Annotated in this window: 15 protein-coding genes; 10 read left to right on the forward strand and 5 right to left on the reverse strand. The window is 29.7% G+C overall.

What is annotated here, in order from left to right; genetic code table 11:
- Positions 1 to 162: 162 nt before the first annotated feature.
- The 3 genes from BR69_RS0116970 to trhA form a co-directional block, all read right to left on the reverse strand.
- Positions 163 to 1,521 carry an alanine/glycine:cation symporter family protein gene (locus tag BR69_RS0116970; RefSeq protein WP_027634276.1) on the reverse strand — a complete coding sequence of 453 codons (1,359 nt, stop codon included), beginning with the start codon at positions 1,519 to 1,521 and terminating at the stop codon, positions 163 to 165.
- A gap of 314 nt (positions 1,522 to 1,835) precedes the next feature.
- Positions 1,836 to 3,197, reverse strand: a complete 1,362-nt coding sequence (locus BR69_RS0116975; protein ID WP_027634277.1) for a peptide MFS transporter — start codon at positions 3,195 to 3,197, stop codon at positions 1,836 to 1,838.
- Between the two features lie 516 nt (positions 3,198 to 3,713).
- Positions 3,714 to 4,361 carry a PAQR family membrane homeostasis protein TrhA gene (trhA, locus tag BR69_RS0116980; RefSeq protein ID WP_027634278.1) on the reverse strand — a complete coding sequence of 216 codons (648 nt, stop codon included), beginning with the start codon at positions 4,359 to 4,361 and terminating at the stop codon, positions 3,714 to 3,716.
- 223 nt (positions 4,362 to 4,584) lie between these two features.
- Between trhA and BR69_RS0116985 the strand changes: the two genes are divergently transcribed.
- Positions 4,585 to 5,145 carry a DUF1836 domain-containing protein gene (locus BR69_RS0116985; RefSeq protein WP_027634279.1) on the forward strand — a complete coding sequence of 187 codons (561 nt, stop codon included), beginning with the start codon at positions 4,585 to 4,587 and terminating at the stop codon, positions 5,143 to 5,145.
- Between the two features lie 330 nt (positions 5,146 to 5,475).
- Here the strand turns inward: BR69_RS0116985 and rocD are convergent, their stop codons facing one another.
- Positions 5,476 to 6,690 (reverse strand): ornithine--oxo-acid transaminase, encoded by a 1,215-nt coding sequence (rocD, locus tag BR69_RS0116990; protein ID WP_341349682.1) that lies wholly within the window; start codon positions 6,688 to 6,690, stop codon positions 5,476 to 5,478.
- A 384-nt stretch (positions 6,691 to 7,074) separates the two neighbouring features.
- Between rocD and BR69_RS0116995 the strand changes: the two genes are divergently transcribed.
- The 4 genes from BR69_RS0116995 (at position 7,075) to BR69_RS0117010 (ending at position 10,885) form a co-directional block, all read left to right on the forward strand.
- Positions 7,075 to 7,302 (forward strand): hypothetical protein, encoded by a 228-nt coding sequence (locus tag BR69_RS0116995; RefSeq protein WP_027634281.1) that lies wholly within the window; start codon positions 7,075 to 7,077, stop codon positions 7,300 to 7,302.
- Positions 7,303 to 7,624: 322 nt separating this feature from the next.
- Entirely contained in the window at positions 7,625 to 8,521 is an 897-nt protein-coding gene (locus BR69_RS0117000) for a phosphate butyryltransferase (protein ID WP_027634282.1), read from the forward strand.
- Between the two features lie 28 nt (positions 8,522 to 8,549).
- On the forward strand, positions 8,550 to 10,313 hold the full coding sequence (gene iorA / locus BR69_RS0117005) for an indolepyruvate ferredoxin oxidoreductase subunit alpha (RefSeq protein WP_027634283.1): 1,764 nt from the start codon (positions 8,550 to 8,552) through the stop codon (positions 10,311 to 10,313).
- A 2-nt stretch (positions 10,314 to 10,315) separates the two neighbouring features.
- Positions 10,316 to 10,885 carry an indolepyruvate oxidoreductase subunit beta gene (locus BR69_RS0117010; protein WP_027634284.1) on the forward strand — a complete coding sequence of 190 codons (570 nt, stop codon included), beginning with the start codon at positions 10,316 to 10,318 and terminating at the stop codon, positions 10,883 to 10,885.
- Between the two features lie 29 nt (positions 10,886 to 10,914).
- On the opposite strand, the gene BR69_RS0117015 is transcribed toward BR69_RS0117010, so the two are convergent.
- The gene (locus BR69_RS0117015) at positions 10,915 to 12,375 is read right to left on the reverse strand and encodes an aminotransferase class I/II-fold pyridoxal phosphate-dependent enzyme (protein ID WP_027634285.1); all 1,461 of its coding nucleotides are present in this window, start codon (positions 12,373 to 12,375) and stop codon (positions 10,915 to 10,917) included.
- A gap of 360 nt (positions 12,376 to 12,735) precedes the next feature.
- Here BR69_RS0117015 and BR69_RS0117020 point away from each other — a divergent pair, with 360 nt between their 5' ends.
- The 5 genes from BR69_RS0117020 (at position 12,736) to BR69_RS0117040 (ending at position 18,542) form a co-directional block, all read left to right on the forward strand.
- On the forward strand, positions 12,736 to 13,308 hold the full coding sequence (locus BR69_RS0117020; protein ID WP_027634286.1) for a 50S ribosomal protein L25: 573 nt from the start codon (positions 12,736 to 12,738) through the stop codon (positions 13,306 to 13,308).
- 386 nt (positions 13,309 to 13,694) lie between these two features.
- Positions 13,695 to 15,422: a phospho-sugar mutase gene (locus BR69_RS0117025; protein ID WP_027634287.1), complete on the forward strand. Its 1,728-nt coding sequence runs from the start codon at positions 13,695 to 13,697 to the stop codon at positions 15,420 to 15,422.
- A 129-nt stretch (positions 15,423 to 15,551) separates the two neighbouring features.
- Positions 15,552 to 16,637, forward strand: a complete 1,086-nt coding sequence (locus BR69_RS0117030; protein ID WP_027634288.1) for a tetratricopeptide repeat protein — start codon at positions 15,552 to 15,554, stop codon at positions 16,635 to 16,637.
- 102 nt (positions 16,638 to 16,739) lie between these two features.
- A complete protein-coding gene (locus BR69_RS0117035; protein ID WP_027634289.1) occupies positions 16,740 to 17,777 on the forward strand; it encodes a mannose-1-phosphate guanylyltransferase in 1,038 nt (345 codons plus the stop codon).
- Positions 17,778 to 17,786: 9 nt separating this feature from the next.
- Positions 17,787 to 18,542: a WecB/TagA/CpsF family glycosyltransferase gene (locus BR69_RS0117040; protein WP_027634290.1), complete on the forward strand. Its 756-nt coding sequence runs from the start codon at positions 17,787 to 17,789 to the stop codon at positions 18,540 to 18,542.
- Position 18,543 lies beyond the last annotated feature (1 nt).

The raw sequence follows: 18,543 nt of genomic DNA on the forward strand, positions 1-18,543 counted from the left end.
GGTACAATATTGTATCAATTATGACTAAATATATTTTAAATAATTATTTAAGAATATCTAGAAAAGAGGCTTTAATACTAAATGATGTTTAAACTTAGTATAAAGCCTACTTTTATGTTTATTATATATAAAGTCACTAGGATTTATAAGATAAGAATAGAATTAAGATTTAAGATTTTCTTTGTTTTCATATTCTTTTAATAAATTTGAAACAACACCATTTAAGGCAAGTAAAGCAATTAGGTTAGGAATAACCATAAATCCATTAAACATATCGGCTAGTTCCCAAACCAGGTCAACTTTTAAGGTGGAACCAAGAACTATAAAACATAGAACTATGAGCGCATATATCTTAGTTGCTTTTTTACCAAATAAAAATTTTATATTTAGTTCTCCAAAGAAATACCATCCAACAATAGTAGAAAAAGCAAAGAAGAATAGACATATGGCTATGAAATAATTACCAAAGGTACCAAGACCAAGGTTAAATGCATTTTGAGTAAGACTTATGCCAGTAGTATTACCATCTAATGCACCAGTAGTCAAAATAACAAGGGCAGTTAAAGTTAAGATTATAAAAGTATCTATAAAGACTCCCATTAGGGATACTATACCTTGATCACAAGGATGTTTTACCTTAGCTATGGCATGGGCATGTGGAGTTGACCCCATTCCAGCTTCATTAGAAAATAATCCACGAGCAACACCATACCTTACAGCTTGTTTAATAGTTACCCCGAGAAGACCACCAGTGGCAGCTTCTGGAGAAAATGCACCAACAAAAATAGATTTAAATGCTTCTCCAAGGGAACTTATGTTTAGTATTACTATTAAAAGACTACCTAGTATATAAAATAAAGCCATTAAAGGAACTATTTTTTCAGTAACAGAAGCAATTTTGGATATTCCTCCAAAGAAGATAAAGGCAGCTAATATAGCGACTATTATTCCAGGGATAATAGGATTTATATTAAAAGCATTATTAAAGGCATCCCCAATAGAATTAGCTTGTACCATATTACCCATAAAACCAAGAGCAAAAATTATAAGTATTGCAAAAAGCTTTGAAAGAAATTTACCAAACTTACCTTTGAAGGCAGCTTGGATGTAGTAGGCTGGACCACCAGTTACCTCACCATTTACTGTGGTTTTATATTTCTGAGCAAGAGATGCTTCAGCAAAAATTGTAGACATACCAAAGAAGGCGCTAAGCCACATCCAAAATATTGCTCCAGGCCCTCCAGAAGCGATGGCGGTAGCTGCACCTGCTAAGTTTCCAGTACCAACTTGAGCTGCAATTGCTGTAGCTAAGGATTGAAAAGATGACATTCCATCTTTATCTGCTTTTGCTCCCTTAAGTGTTAAGCCACCAAAGGTTTTTTTAAAGCTTTCTTTAAATTTTCTAACTTGAATAAATTTAAGCTTAAAAGTAAAGAAAATACCAGTACCACATAGGAGAATTAAGAGCAAAAATCCCCAAAATAAAGAATTAATGTTTTTTACTAAGGTCAATAAATCCATATAATACCTCCTTATATAAATATAATAAAATTATTCCATAAAATAATGGAAAACATTATTTTAAAAATCAAACATAAGTAAAGAATTAAAATAAGATTTATAAATAATTAGTTTTGTAAATTATACCACTTAAGATACAATATGCAAAATATTCTGAATCTTATTAAAAAGATTTAGTATAGGGAAAAGTAATAAATTCTCCATATATTATAGTTTTTCTAAATATCCCTATATAAGAATAAACTCTAACATTAAATGAACTTACTAACATAAAATTCATTTAATATTAGAGTTTATATATTATAGCTAAGTTATTACTCCATCATAGCAGCAAGCCTTTTCCTTATAAGTATAAGGATAAGACCTAAGATAATAACAACAACACCCAATATTGCGAAGACTTCTAGTTCTCCAAGATCTGTGGCTGCCTTTGCTACATATCCAGATAGTGTAGAGGCTGCAAATGTACTTATAAACCATACTCCAGTAATCATAGAGATCAATTTTGCAGGAGCTAATTTACTTACCATAGATAATCCTACTGGTGATAGACAAAGCTCTCCTATGGTTTCAAAGAAATAAAAAGATACAATCCATATCATAGAAGCCATACCAGATGAATTCTTTTGAAGTACTGCTAGTACAACGAAGAAACATCCAATTCCTAAAAGGATAAGACCAACTCCCATTTTCGTCGGTATTGAAAGGTCACCATTTTTGCTGCTTGCAAGTTTTACCCAAAGAGCTCCTAGAACTGGAGCAAATGCTACGCAGAATATAGCATTTATAGATTGGAATGCCGCAGTAGAAATTTCTTTTCCAAATAGGTTTCTATTAACAGACTCTTGTGTAAATAAAGATAGTGAGGTAGCACCTTGCTCAAAACCTATCCAGAAGAATATAACAAAGAATGCTAATATTAATATAACAATAACTCTTCTTTTTTCTTGAAGGGTTAAAGGTACGGTTGCATTCTTGGAATCAGAAGATTTAGCTACATAGTTTGGCTTTTCTCCAAGAGTACCTAAATATTTTTTACTACCAGCAATAAAGAAAATAAGTCCTATAAGCATAGATATAGCTGAAGCTAAGAAAGCATACTTGAAACCATAACTTATAATTTCAGTTCCACTCTTCTTTATAAATATTTGTTCTGCTAAAGCTCCACAAATGAATGGTGATACTGTAGCTCCAAGGTTAACAAACATATACAGTATAGAAAAGGCTGAATCTTTTCTTACATCTTCCTTGGAGTATAAATCACCAACCATTGTATTTAGATTAGGTTTAAAAAATCCATTTCCTAAAGTGATTAAACCTAATGCACAATAAATTAAAACTCTAGATATTCCTAAAAATAATAATACTTGTCCTCCACAGATAAGGATGCATCCTAGAATTATGGATTTTTTTGTACCTAAATACCTATCAGATACATAACCACCAAGTACAGGCATAAGGTAAACAAGACCACCAAACCAGCCCATAAGTACAGTAGCAGAGCCCTTAGATAAGCCAAATCCTCCTTTAGCTATTTCAGCAGCTAGATAAAGGATAAGAACGGACTTCATCCCATAATAGGCAAACCTTTCCCACATTATGGTTAATCCACAAAGATAGAGCCCCTTTGGATGTTTTAATTTTTGGGTATTTTGTGCAGTTACACTGGAATTCATTTTAAATTTCCCCCTTAATAAACTGAAATTTATATAAAAATAGCTAGTAGCTACTTTTAACTAAGGAATATTTAGGGATGTATTATTTAAAAACAAAGATATGGTATTATTATGTAAAATTAATTAAATGACATCTTTAAAATATCATGAAAACGTTACCTAAGTAAACAAAAAAAATGGTGTAAATTTCAACAAAATTAACAAAAATGATGAAATTTATACCACAATTAGATAGGAAAAATATAAAATTATTTATAAGTTTTAATAGAAGTTTAAAAGTTGTACTATTAATGAAAAATCCATTTTTTTAGTTGATAAAAATGGATTTTTTTAGGGTTATTAAGGGGAAAGATTTTTATAAAGTGGAGTTTAATTAAGAAAAATAGTTAATTATTTTTATATTATATCTAAAATACACTAAGAAATTTACAATTCTAATATATTATTATTTAATATATCATTAGAATTATAAATTTCTTAGAGAAAAGCAAAACAGATAGAAATAATTATATAAGATTAAATTATATAATTAAAAACTAGTATAAAGTGACTTAAGCTGCCTAATAAAACAAAAATATGAAAAAGCTCATGGAATCCAAATTTTAAGCTTATGTTAGGAGACTTCTTAGCGTAGATAATACCACCTATGGTATAGAATAACCCACCAATAAACATCCATATGAATCCATAGATGTTTAGAATTTTAGATAATGGTGAAAAGAAGCATACAACTATCCATCCCATGAAAATATAAGTAAAGGTTGATATCCACCTTGGAGCATTGAACCATATCATTTTAAATAGTATGCCTAAAATAGCTATAGACCAAATACCTATAAGTAATCCCCATTTAAATCCTCCACTTAAAGCAATTAAACAGATGGGAGTATAAGTTCCCGCAATTAAAACAAAAATCATGGAATGATCTAATTTCCTCATAAAACTTAGAACTTTTTCACTACTATTTAAAAGGTGATATACTCCAGAAGTTGTATATAGCAGTATTAAACTTAATCCGAAAATTATGGCAGAACTTAGAGAGGCAGGAGAAAAATTTTTACTAGATAGAACTTTAACTAACATTAAAATTAATCCTACCAAGGATACTATAGCTCCAAAGACATGGGTGAAACCATTTATGGGTTCTCTAAATTTTTTATTCATAAAATCACTCCTTTAATGTAGATGATATATAACGTAGTTTTAAAAACTATGTATTGTTATTTATATATTACAATATGTGTTTCATATAAAACAAATCCATATATATGCCAAATATATAGATAAAATCTAGAATTTCATAGAATTTCTTGAAATATCTTTAGTTTTCTTATATTATTAATATAACTACATATAGTTATAGAAACTACATATAGGAGATGAAATAATGAATTTAAATAAGGAAGAACTAGAAGAGATTATAAAAAGTATGGATTATAAAAAGGGTATAGATGTTAAAGATATACCATCCTTAGATCTTTATATGGATCAGGTTATAACACTTTTTGAAAATCATTTAAACTCTACAAGAAGAAATGATGAAGATAAAATTTTGACCAAAACTATGATTAATAATTACGCAAAAGATAAACTCATGATGCCTATAAAAAATAAAAAATACACAAGGGAACATATAATAATTTTAATAATCATATATAATTTAAAGCAAAGCTTATCCATTGCTGATATTAAAAGATTATTAGAGCCGGTGGTAGCTAAAATAAACAATGGGGATAAGGTAGATATAATAGAGCTTTATACTAAGTATTTAAATAATTACTCTAAAGAATTAGATATGTTTAATAATAATATAGTGAAAATCTTTGAAGGATTAGAAGCGGAGAATTCTGTTGAATTCTTAATCTTATATTTAATAAATAATGCAAATATGTACAAAAGATTAGGAGAGAAACTTATTGATTTATACTATCCTAAAGATAGTAAATAACTAGCATATATAATATACAAGAAGTAATTAATTATTTTAAACAACTAAAGTTTTTAAGAGATTAAAATAACCACTATGAAGTTATTAATATTATATAATTTCATAGTGGTATATTTTTAGTTAATTTAATTTTTTATATTATAAAAAACATATAATAGTCATAGTAGTTAAATGTATAGCTTATATAATATCAATAATTAAAAGGAGTAAACCCTTAATAAATATATAATGATATATTTTAAAATCCTAATAGTGTTTAGTACTTCTTAGTTTTTAAGATTACACTTTATTATAAGTTTTATATATAGCATAGATTGAATAAAGGATTAATTATATTGGATTACATAATACTTCTTTTATTATTGATAGACAGTGATCTATTTCTTCCTTAGAAATAATTAAAGGAGGAGCAAATCTTATTGTGTGTTCGTGGGTTTCTTTACAAAGAAGACCAAGGGTCATAAGTTTCTCGCAGAATTTTCTAGCACCACCATACTCTTCTTTTATTTCTACCCCAATTAAAAGTCCCTTACCTCTAATTTCTTTTACATAAGGGCTATTAAGTTTACCTAACTCATCTATAAAATATTTTCCAAGTTCTAAGGATTTTCTTGCAAGATCTTCTTCTAAAAGAACATCTAATGAAGCTATACCAACAGCGGCTCCTAGAGGGTTTCCACCAAAGGTTGAACCATGATCTCCAGGCTTAAATACATCCATAATCTCTTTATTAGAAAGCATGGCAGATACAGGATAAACGCCTCCACCTAAAGCTTTCCCAACTAACAATACGTCAGGGGATGCATCCTCATGTTGGAAGGCAAAGTTTTTACCTGTTCTTCCAAAGCCAGTTTGTATTTCATCTAAAATAAATAATATGTTATTGGTTTTACAAATTTCTTTAATTTCCTTAAGAATTCCTTCTTTAGGCACAATTACTCCAGCTTCTCCTTGAATAGGCTCCATTAAAAAAGCAACAGTATTTGGTGTTATTGCTTTTTTAAGAGCGTCAGTATCTCCGAAGGGAATACTCTTAAAGCCAGGGGTGTAAGGACCAAATCCTTTTTTATATTGTTCTTCTGTAGAAAAGCTTACTATACTTATGGTACGGCCATGGAAGTTATTAGAACATACTATGATTTCCCCAGCATTTTCTTCTATGCCTTTATTTATATAACCCCATTTTCTAGCTGCCTTAAGACCAGTTTCTACAGCTTCAGCTCCTGAGTTCATAAGAAGTCCTTGGTCAAATCCTGAAATTTCACAAAGTTTTTTTAGAAAAGGTCCCATTTCTGTATTATGAAATGCTCTAGAGGTTAAAGTAATATTAGAAGCTTGTTCTATAAGAGCATTAATTATTTTAGGGTGTCTATGACCATAATTTAATGCTGAATAGGAAGAGAGCATATCAATATACTTGTTGTTTTCTATATCATATACAAATATACCATGACCTTTTTCAAGAATTAGTGGTAGAGGATTATAGTTTTTCGCACTATACTTATTTACTTCTTCTAAATAATTTACTGTAGTTTTAATATTAATCCCTCCTAAATAATCTAAATATAAATATTATTAGATATTTGGAACTTTAATATACTATGTTGTAAAAAATTCATTTAGTAATTTATCATATTTAAAATTCCTTAATATAATTATAAAATAATTATGAAAAAAATGTAAGAGGTGTTAGGAAATAGTTACATACTGTTTAAATATTATTACATATAACTTAAAATATTATTGAGTAATAATATTGATATAAATATATAAACTAAAAAGTGTTTTTGAAAAATAAAGATAAGGGTTATAGTAATACGTGTTAAAGCATTATTATACATTGCTAATATAGAAAGTGTTTTAATGCATGTATATTACCAATTATGTGTTATGGTTGTAATATATGATAAAAATAAGGAGGAGTTATTTATGGTAAAATCAAAATCTTTTAAAATTTTTTTAACTACATTATTATTAGGATCAGTTTGTATTCTAGGGGCTGCTATTCCTACTAAGGCTGACAATAATTTCAATAAGACTAAGGTAGAAATAGACAATTCAACTAATGAGGTTGTTAATGTTGAAAAATCAACTAATCATAAGAGTGCTACAATAATTATAAATACTGATACTGGAGAAATAATTGAGATGAATTAAAAAAGGACAAAATTGTCCTTTTTTTATTTTATATGCATTAGACACTAAGGTATCATATAAAATTTTTAGTAAGTAATAATATAGGGTTTTAGGACAATGAAATATTAGGATTAAGGTTTAGCAAAGAAGAAGTATTAGATATTTAGCTAATTGAGAGGATATATAAGATTTTAATAGAAAAATTAAATAAATCTTATATGAGTGTATACTTTAACAGAATAAATTGACAAAAAATGTTCATATATTATACTGAAATTAGAAGAATAAAATTAAACCTATTATAATATATAATCTTGTAAACGTTTATAGAGGGGGAGGAGAAATGATTAAGTCATTAAAAGAACTTATAGACATTGCAAAATCAAAGGAAAGAAAGACTTTATCTGTAGCAGTGGCAGAAGATAGTGAGGTTTTAAAGGCAGTACTTCAGGGGGTAGACCTTGAAATTATAAATGCTATCTTAGTTGGTAATAAGGAAAAAATAGAAAAAATAGCAGAGGATGAAAGCCTATCCTTAGAAAAGGTAGAAATCCTAGATGAAAAGAATATTAAAAAAGCAGCATTAAAGGCTGTAGAGCTTGTGAGAAATGGACAAGCTAACTATATAATGAAGGGAATGCTGGGTACCGCTGACCTTTTAAAGGCTGTTTTAAATAAGGAAGCAGGTATTAGAGGTAATGGACTATTATCACATGTAATGGTTTATGAAGCTAAAACCTACCATAAGCTTTTATTCTTGACTGATGGGGGGATGGTTCCTTATCCAGAACTTAAGGATAAGATAGGAATTATAGATAATGTAGTGAAGGTTTGTCATAGTTTAGAAATACACAATCCTAAAATAGCTCCTCTTTGTGCTGTAGAAGTAGTTAATCCATCTATGAATTCTACATTAGATGCATCAATTTTAAGTGCTATGAATAAGAGGGGGCAAATTAAAGGATGTATAATAGATGGTCCTTTAGCTCTTGATAATGCCATATCAAAAGAGGCAGCAGAGCATAAGGGAATAATAAGTGAAGTAGCAGGGGATGCAGATGTGTTACTAATGCCAAATATAGAGGCTGGGAATTTCCTAGGAAAATCTTTAACATATTTTGCAGAAGCAGAAAATGCAGGGGTAGTTATGGGGGCTAAATGTCCTATTGTTTTAGTATCTAGAGCAGATACAGCTAAATCTAAGCTTTATTCAATAGCTCTTGGAGCTATTATTGGATAGAATTTGTACTACTTAAGGGGGATTTAATATGAAAAAAATAATGAGTGGTAATGAAGCCATAGCAAGAGGTGCCTATGAGGCAGGATGTAATATAGCATCAGCTTATCCAGGAACACCTAGTACAGAAATATTAGAAAATTTTGCACAGTATGAAGGGGTTTATGCAGAATGGGCACCTAATGAAAAGGTAGCTTTTGAGGTAGCATCTGGAGCTTCTATTGGAGGGGCTAGAAGTTTATCAACTATGAAACATGTTGGGGTTAATGTAGCTGCAGATCCACTTTTTACTATGGCTTATGAAGGGGTAAATGGAGGTTTTGTTGTTGTTACTGCTGATGATCCAGGAATGCATTCCTCACAAAATGAACAAGACAATAGATTATACGCTCCACATGCTAAAGTGGCATTAATTGAACCTTCAGATTCTAAGGAGTGTAAAGAATATATAAAAGAGGCTTTTAATATTAGTGAAGAATTTGATACAGTGGTTTTATTTAGAACTACCACTAGAGTGTCACATTCAAAGAGTATAGTTGAACTTGAGGAAAGACAGGAAACGCCTATTAAAAAATATGAAAAGAATATTAAAAAGTATGTTATGATACCAGCTCATGCTAGAGCTAAGCATTATGAGGTGGAAGAGAGATTAGAAAAATTAAAAGAATATTCCAACAAAACTCCTTTAAATAGAATAGAGATGGGAGATAAATCTATTGGAATAATAACTAGTGGAATAAGCTATCATTATGCAAAAGAGGTTTTTGGAGAAAAGGCTTCTTACTTAAAACTTGGATTTACATTCCCATTACCAGATAAACTTATAAAAGATTTTAGTGAAAAAGTAGATAAGCTTTATATAATAGAAGAAAATCATCCCTATATTGAAGAGTTTGTAAAAATTATGGGAATAGAGTGCATAGGTAAAGAAGTAATACCAGTTTGCGGAGAATTAAATCCAGATATAATAAGAAAAGCTATACTTAATGAAAAAATGGATAAGGTTTATAGTGTAGATGCTAAAGCACCTAATAGACCACCGGTTTTATGTCCAGGATGTCCTCATAGAGGAATATTCTATGCAGTATCTAAGCGTAAGGATATAATAGCTACAGGGGATATAGGATGTTATACCTTAGGTATGGTTCCACCTTTAAGTGTTACAGATACAGTAATTTGTATGGGAGCATCTATATCGGGTGGACTTGGAATACAAAAAGCAAGGGAAATGGCAGGAGAGAAATCTAAGATATTTGCATTTATTGGAGATTCAACTTTCTTCCATTCTGGTATAACAGGACTTATAGATTCTGTTTATAACAATATTCCAATAGTTACATGTATTTTAGATAATAGAATAACAGGAATGACAGGACATCAAGAAAATCCAGGTTCAGGAAAGACTCTTCAAGGAAAAGAAGCACCTATGATAGATATAGAAAAGGTTGTATTATCCCTTGGAATTAAGAAAGAAAATTTAAGAGTTGTAGATCCTTATAATTTAGGGGAAACAGAAGCAGCTGTTAAGGAAGCTTATAATAGTAATGAACCTTTTGTTATAATAACTAAACAACCATGTGCTTTAATTAAAGATGTAATGAAAAAGAGAGCAAACTTAAAATGTAGAGTAATTTCAGAAAAGTGTGTTAAATGTAAAGCTTGCCTTAGAACAGGATGTCCTGCATTAAGTCAAGATAGCAATGGTAAATCTCAAATAGATAAGAATATGTGTAATGGCTGTGAAATATGTAAGCAGGCTTGTAAATTTGGAGCAATAGAAAAGGTGGGTGAATAATTATGACAAAGAGCATTTTATTTGTAGGAGTAGGAGGACAAGGAACAATTCTAGCTTCTAAAATACTAACAGAAGGACTTTTAAAAGCAGGATATGATGTTAAAATGTCAGAGGTTCATGGTATGGCTCAAAGAGGGGGAAATGTTTCTACTCAGGTCAGATTTGGAGAAAAGGTATATTCCCCACTTATAGAAGAAGGAGATGCAGATGTAATAGTAGCCTTTGAAAAAAGTGAAGCAGCTAGATGGATAAGCTTCTTAAAAAAGGGTGGAGCTTTAATTGTTAATGACTATGAGATACATCCTGTAACTGTTGTTATGGGAAGCGAGAAGTACCCAGAGAATGTAAATGAGCAGCTTAAAAATGAAGTGAAAAAAACCCTTATAATAGATGCAGCTAAAGTTGCAGAAGGTTTTGGAAATATAAAGGCTCAAAATGTAGTGTTACTTGGAGCTCTTATAAAAGCCTTAGGACTTGAAGAAATAAATTGGATTGAAATTTTAAAGGAAAGTGTTCCTTCTAAGGTATTTGATTTAAATAAGAATGCTTTGGAATATGGATTAAATGCTTAAAAAGCAAAAGGCTTGGTTTATCCAAGCCTTTATTTTACTACTTTTATATTTTCAACCTTAGGATCTTCAGTTCCTTGAACATAAAGTCCTACAGCCTTTAATTCTTCAACATAATCTATTATTTCTTTTGTTATTATTTCACCAGGGCATAATACAGGAATTCCAGGTGGGTATGCAAGTAAAAACTCACCACTTATTCTACCTATACTATTTCTTAAAGATAAAGACTCTTTCTCACTATTAAAAGCTTCCCTAGGAAGTTTTTCAAGAGGAGGAATATTAGGTATATCTAAAAAGTCAGGCTTCTTAGAGGATTTTCCCATATAGTCTTTACTTATTTCTTTTAAAGCATTTATTAACTTATCTATATTTTCCTTAGTATCTCCTAAGGATCCCACTGCAAGAGCATTGTATAAATCTGAAAGTTCTAGTTGTATATGATATTTATTAGATAAAATCATGTCTAAGTCATATCCAGTTATACCAAGATCTCTACATGTCATAGTAATTTTAGTAGGATCTAATGAATACACTCCAGGGTTTCCAAGTATTTCTTCACCAAAGCAATAGAATCCAGGAATATTATTTATTTCAGCTCTAGCATAGTTTGCAAGATCTATAGATTTATCTAAAAGTTCTTTACCAGAAAGAGCAATTTGACGTCTAGCACAATCTAGAGAAGCCATTAATATATATGAAGGCGATGTAGTTTGTAGAAGATTTAAAATTTGTTGAACTCTACTTATATCTACATATTTAGACTTAACTTGTAGTAAAGAACCTTGAGTTAAGGCACCTATTATTTTATGAGTACTTTGAGCACATATGTCAGCTCCAGCTTCCATTGATGACATAGGAAGCTTATCATTAAACCTTAAGTGGGGTCCATGAGCCTCATCAACAATAAGAGGAATATTATGGCTATGTACAATATCAGCTATAGTTTTTAAATCTGTTGAAACACCATAATAAGTTGGATTAATTATTAAAACAGCCTTTGCATCAGGATTAGCCTTTAAGGTTTCCTCCACTGTATTTGGGGTAATACCATGAGCAATACCAAGATCTTTATCAAGCTCTGGTTGCATATATATAGGTCTTGCACCACTTAATATTATTCCTGCCGTAACAGATTTATGGACATTTCTTGGAATAATTATTTTTTCACCTTCATTAACAACAGACATTATCATGGCTTGTATTGCCCCTGATGTTCCATGAATTGAAAAAAATGCAGCATCAGATCCATAAGCATCTGCAGCAAGTTCTTGAGCCTTTTTTATAGCTCCTGTTGGATGATGAAGACTATCTACTAGTTTAAACACAGTAACATCAATTTTAAAAGGATTTTCTCCTATAAAATTCTTAAATTCTTCATCCATACCAATACCTTTTTTATGACCAGGTACATGGAAAGGAACGGTTTCTCTATTAACATACTCCATTAAGGCATCAAATAAAGGAGTTTCATTTTGATTTAACTTATACACCTAAAAGTGGCCCCCTCTTCTCTAGATTTTCTTTGAATAAAACAATATTATTATAAGTTAAACCTATAAGGAATGCAATAATAATTAAGGTTTTACAAAGAATAAATTTATATAGGGTATTTCATTATAATTTATAGGCTATTGAGTGAGGAAATATACCTTTATATAATAAAATTCAATATATAATAAATATTTTTAAAAATTAATTTATATATATTTCTAAGGCAAGATAAATCAAGAGGTTCTTAATGAATAAGTTAAGGACTTATATTAGTTATTAGAAGTATACAATAAAGTTTTAGAACTTAATTAGTATAATAAATCCTTCCTTGGAGATAATAAGGAAAAGGAGGGATAAATGTGGAAAATTTAAGTATAAGAGAAAGAAGTAACAACATAAATAATTCAGCAAAGAAATTAAGGAAAGAGGGAAAGGTACCAGGAGTTTTATATGGAGCTCTAAGGTCAAACTTTTTATTTGAAGTAGGAGAACTTGAGTTAAATAAAGAAATAGTAACCAATGGGGAATATGGTATGCTAAATGTAAATGTAGAAGGGGAAGAAAAAAAGGTTATTATAAAAGAAGTTCAAAGAGATCCTGTATATAATAATATAATACACATAGATTTAGAAGAGGTTAGTAACAAAGAGGTACAGACAGAAGTACCTGTAAGATATTTAAATGAGAAGTTTATAACTAAAAATGGTGGAGTAATACAAAAGGAAAAGCCATCAATTAAAATAAAGTGTTCTAGTGATAAGATTCCAAGCTATGTTTCAATAAATCTAAAACAAGATGATATAGGCTCTGCCATAAAAATTTCAGATGTAGAATTTGGATCAGAGATAAGTGTATTAGATGACCTAAATACAGTAATTGCCTCTATAAGTTACTCTATTAGAGATGCATTACTTATGGAGGAAGAAGAGTAAAGTATCCTTTGATATAAAGTATGTTCAATACCCCACTAAAAAGGTAGTCATGACTATCTCTTTAGTGGGGTATTTCTAAAGTTTATCTCATGGCTATAAGGTTTATTACAAAATATATTAGATATTGAGAAAAGGCATTAAATTTTAGACTATAAATAACATTTAAGGTTTTGTTTCATTAAAAGTATACATTATAAGAATTACTAAATAATATATGAAAAATAGGAAGTTAGAAAACTTAGACATTATAAAGTTAACGAAAATGTAAACAATTATTTGAAAATTATATATATAATAATTGAGAAGAATTAATGGTAAAATAGTGGTTATCTATATTAATTTTATAGTATAATAATTCAATGATGCTATAAATAGGAGGGGTACTTATGACTTATTTAGAAAAGTATGATTTATGGTTAAATTCAGGCCATATAGATGAAGAAACAAAAAATGAACTTAAAAATATTGAAGATGAAATAGAAATAGAAGATAGATTTTATAAAGATCTTGAATTTGGAACAGGTGGACTTAGAGGGGTAGTAGGTGCTGGAACTAATAGAATGAATATATACACCATAAGTAAAGCAACACAAGGCTTTGCTAACTATTTAAATTCTAGTTTTGAAAATCCTTCTGTTGCCATAGCCTATGATTCTAGAATAATGTCTAAAGAATTTGCAAAGGCCGCTGCTTTAACTTTAGCAGGGAATAATGTTAAGGTGTACTTATTTGAAGATTTAAGACCAACACCAATGCTATCTTATGCAGTAAGACACTTAAACTGTAAGGGTGGAATAGTGATAACAGCTTCACATAATCCAAAGGAGTATAATGGCTATAAGGTATATGGAGAAGATGGTGGACAAGTAACAGATAAGCCAGCTAAAGAAATAATAGGCTATGTAAATGCCATAGAAGATTTTAGCGCTATAAAGACTATAGATGAAGAAGAGGCTGTAAATAAGAAGCTTCTTTATTATATAGGAGAAGAGGTAGATGGATCTTACATAGAAAGAGTTAAAAATCTATCTATAAGAAAAGAATTAATAAAAGAAAAGGCAAAGGATTTAAAAATAATATATACTCCAATACATGGTTCAGGAAAAATGCCTATAGAGAGAGTATTAAAAGAACAGGGATATGACAATCTAAGCATTGTAGAAAAACAAGAGAAGCCAGATGGTACATTCCCAACGGCTCCATATCCAAATCCAGAGGATCCAAAGGTATTTAAAATAGCCTTAGATATGGCAAAGGAAATAAACCCAGATATAATCTTTGGAACAGATCCAGATTGTGATAGAATAGGAGCTGTAGTAAAGGATAACAGCGGAGAATATAAAGTTCTAACTGGAAATGAAACAGGAATTTTATTAACTCATTATATATTAAGTTCTTTAAAGGAAACTAATAAGTTACCTAAGAATCCTGTAGTTATAAAGACCATAGTAACAAGTGAAGCTGTAAAAGCTATAGCAAAGGATTATGGTGTAGAGATTATTGATGTTCTTACAGGATTTAAGTATATAGGTGAGAAAATAAGAGAGTTCGAAACAGATAATAGCAAAAATTATTTATTTGGATTTGAAGAAAGCTATGGATATCTGGCAGGTACTTTTGTTAGAGATAAGGATGCAGTAGTGGCAGCTTCTTTAATATGTGAGATGACATTATATTATAAGGAAAAAGGATTATCCTTATATGAGGCCTTAACTAATTTATATGATACCTATGGTTATTCAAAGGAAGATTTAGTTTCTATAGAACTTCAAGGTAAGGAAGGTCAAGAAAAGATAGGAAGCTGTATAGAGCATTTAAGACATTCTATGAAGACTTCTGTAAATAATGTAAATATAGTAAAGAAACAAGACTATAAGTTAAGCATAGAAAAAGACTTAGTGAATATACATGAAGAGATTATAAATCTTCCTAAATCTAATGTTTTAAAATTCATATTAGAGGATGATTCTTGGTTTGTTGTAAGACCGTCAGGAACAGAGCCTAAAATGAAGGTGTATTTATCTGTTAAAGGAAGTTCTTTAGAGGATTCTAAAAAGAAATTAGAAGAATTTAAAGAGAGTGTTATGAAGATAATAAATGATGGTTTAAAATAGTTAGGTAAAAGGCAAGGGGAGATTTACTCTTGCCTTTATGTTATGGTTAATAAATGCCCTTATAGGCAATAATTATTCTATATTTAAAGTATAGAAAGATTTTACTAGAATATAGAGAGGATTGTATTTATGAATTATAGAGAAAAGCTTAAAGAAAGACTTTCAGGAATGATTTTTCTTCAACTTAAGGAAGAGGCGATTTATAAGACTTTTAAAATAGATATTAAAAATTATAAGAACATAGAAGAAGTATATGTACCTGTAGATACTAAATATTTATCTAATAATATAGAAAATGAAGAGGCTATAAATAATCTTCCAATTACTGTGTTTTTAGAAGGAATGTTTTTTTCCTTAGGAGTGGATGAAGATTTTAAGTATAATAAAGTATATATTGATATTATAAAGGCATTACCCTCATGTAAAAACTTTATTAAAGGAAGTATAGCAAAAAGTGTTAAGGAAGAAGATTTAGAAAAAGCTTTTATATTAGTAAATGGATTATTAAGAATTGAAAAAGATAAAGAAGTTTTTAATAAAGCATTAATTATATGTGAAGCTATAAGAGAGAAAAATAATAGTTTTACAGAGGTAGAAGAGGATATAATAGAAGAGTATCTAGTGTATCATGATGATAAAGAAGGGTATTTTTATAAGTCTCTTATTCTTAGGGACAAGGAAGAATATGAGCTTTCATTAATTAATCTAGATGAGTATTTAAATAAAGGTGGAGAAAAAACAAAAGAAATATTAGATTTTAGGCAGTGGCTTCAAAGTGCGGTAAATTATGAAAATGGAAAAGCTTTAGTATATGATAATCCTAAAAAGGCCATAGAGTTATTATCTTCTCTATTAGAAGAATTTGAAGATAATCCTTTATTATATTATCACTTGGCTGTTTCTTATAGGGTTCTTGGACTTAATGAAAAGGCAATTTATTATTTAAATGATGCATTAAGAATTGATAGTGCTTTTGCAGAACCTTTAAATGAGCTTGGGCTTAACTATGCTTGCCTTGGTCATTATGAAACTGCCATAGAATATTTTAAGAAGGTATTTGAAGTTACTAAAAGTATAGAAGTATGTACTAATATAGCTATGTGCTATATTAAGCTTGGAAAATATAAGGATGCTGAACTCCATTTAAATATAGCAGAGAAAATAGATCCAGAGGATGAAATAGTAAAGGATATTAGGACTACATTGAATAAATAATCCATAATAATTAGTAAATATTGCAATGTTTTTTTGCAATATGATATAATCCATTTAACATAGGAAAATATGAAATACCCGAGCATTGAAGGAGAGTAAATTATGTTATGTGCATTAATAATGGCAGGAGGAAAAGGAACTAGGTTTTGGCCATTATCAACTGAAGATAAGCCAAAGCAGTTCTTAAGTCTTCTCTCAGAAAAAACTATGATTCAAATGACAGTGGATAGAATAAGTAGAGTAGTACCCTATGATAGAATTTTTATAGTGACCTGTGAGGATTATATAAAATATATAAAAGAACAATTACCTTATATAAAAGAAGAAAATATAATAATTGAACCTATGGGAAGAAATACGGCTCCTTGTATAGCTTTATCAGCCCTTGAAATAAATAATAGATTTAAAAATAGTACTATGGTAGTATTGCCAGCAGATCATTTAGTTCGTGATGAAGAAAGATTTGTTTCAATAATAAGAGAAGCTTATGGATTTATTGATAATCATATTTCTTCTATAGTAACCATAGGGATTAAACCTACAAGACCTGAAACAGGATATGGATATATAGAGTACAATGAACAGTCTTTAAATGGTGGATTAAAAACCGTTAATAGATTTGTGGAAAAGCCTAATATAGAAAAAGCTATGGAGTACCTAAGGGAAGGGAATTTCCTTTGGAATAGTGGTATATTTTTATGGAGTAGTAGTTATATATTAGAACTTATGCAAAAATATTTAAATAATACATATAAGCTTTTGGAAGATGTTTATAGATATAAAGAAGAAAATTTTTATGAAAAACTTAAAGAAGCATATAGTAAAGTTGAAAATATATCAGTAGATTATGCTATTATGGAAAAGGTTGAAAATATATATGTTATAGAAGGTTCCCTAGGATGGGATGATGTGGGAAGCTGGAAAGCAATAAGCAGATACAATATGAAAGATTTTAAAGAAAATATTAAAATGGGTAAGGTAAAACTTATAAATTCAAAGAACAATATGGTGGTATCAAGTAATAAAAAAATAATTTTAGCAGACGTTGAAGATTTAATTGTGGTAGAAAGTGATGATACTATAATGATAACCAAAATGGAGAATATTGATAAGGTTTCTTCTTATAGGGATAAAATTTAGGAGGACACTATGAATAAGGATAGAGTACGACTTTTAAATATATATGTAGATAATGTAGACATGAAAGAAGCAGTAGATAGGGTTGAAGATCTTGCTACATCAGAAGGATACCATTATGTGGTAACACCTAATGTAGCACATTTAGTAAGCCTTGAGGAAGATTTAGAGTTTAGACAAGTATATGATAACGCAGATTTAATATTAACGGATGGGATGCCACTTATATGGATATCTAATTGGTTTAAAAAACCTATAAAAGAGAAGGTATCAGGGTCAGACCTATTTCCTTTGGTATGTGAGAGAGCTGCAAATAAAGGATATAACATATTTATTTTAGGGGCAGCTGAGGGAGTTGCAGCCCTTGCAGCTGAAAAACTTAAAAGTAAATATAATAACTTAAATGTGGTAGGGACCTATTCACCATCCTATGGATTTGAAAAAGATCCTAATGAGGTTCAAAAGATAGTAGATATAGTAAATGAAGCAAAACCTCATATATTATTTGTAGGACTAGGAGCACCTAAGCAGGAGAAATTTGTATTTAAGTACAGAGATGAACTTAAAGTTCCTGTATCCCTAGGAATAGGCGCATCCATAGATTTTGAAGCAGGAAGAATTAAAAGAGCCCCAAGGTGGATGCAAAAATCAGGTCTTGAGGGATTCTATAGATTTTTTAAGGAACCTAGAAGAATGTTTAAAAGGGTATTTATAGATGATTTTAAAATAGTTAAGCTCATCTTTAAATACAAAGAACATATGAAGTAGG

The organism is Clostridium hydrogeniformans DSM 21757 (genome assembly GCF_000686705.1).
Lineage (GTDB): Bacteria > Bacillota > Clostridia > Clostridiales > Clostridiaceae > Clostridium_Z > Clostridium_Z hydrogeniformans.

What these genes read in the sequence shown, in the direction of transcription:
- BR69_RS0117000 (WP_027634282.1), top strand. Translation starts at nt 7,625, where the DNA reads ATGATTAAGTCATTAAAAGAACTTATAGACATTGCAAAATCAAAGGAA.
- trhA (WP_027634278.1), bottom strand. Translation starts at nt 4,361, where the DNA reads ATGAATAAAAAATTTAGAGAACCCATAAATGGTTTCACCCATGTCTTT.
- BR69_RS0116970 (WP_027634276.1), bottom strand. Translation starts at nt 1,521, where the DNA reads ATGGATTTATTGACCTTAGTAAAAAACATTAATTCTTTATTTTGGGGA.
- BR69_RS0116985 (WP_027634279.1), top strand. Translation starts at nt 4,585, where the DNA reads ATGAATTTAAATAAGGAAGAACTAGAAGAGATTATAAAAAGTATGGAT.
- BR69_RS0116975 (WP_027634277.1), bottom strand. Translation starts at nt 3,197, where the DNA reads ATGAATTCCAGTGTAACTGCACAAAATACCCAAAAATTAAAACATCCA.
- BR69_RS0117025 (WP_027634287.1), top strand. Translation starts at nt 13,695, where the DNA reads ATGACTTATTTAGAAAAGTATGATTTATGGTTAAATTCAGGCCATATA.
- BR69_RS0116995 (WP_027634281.1), top strand. Translation starts at nt 7,075, where the DNA reads ATGGTAAAATCAAAATCTTTTAAAATTTTTTTAACTACATTATTATTA.
- BR69_RS0117010 (WP_027634284.1), top strand. Translation starts at nt 10,316, where the DNA reads ATGACAAAGAGCATTTTATTTGTAGGAGTAGGAGGACAAGGAACAATT.
- BR69_RS0117040 (WP_027634290.1), top strand. Translation starts at nt 17,787, where the DNA reads ATGAATAAGGATAGAGTACGACTTTTAAATATATATGTAGATAATGTA.
- iorA (WP_027634283.1), top strand. Translation starts at nt 8,550, where the DNA reads ATGAAAAAAATAATGAGTGGTAATGAAGCCATAGCAAGAGGTGCCTAT.
- BR69_RS0117030 (WP_027634288.1), top strand. Translation starts at nt 15,552, where the DNA reads ATGAATTATAGAGAAAAGCTTAAAGAAAGACTTTCAGGAATGATTTTT.
- BR69_RS0117035 (WP_027634289.1), top strand. Translation starts at nt 16,740, where the DNA reads ATGTTATGTGCATTAATAATGGCAGGAGGAAAAGGAACTAGGTTTTGG.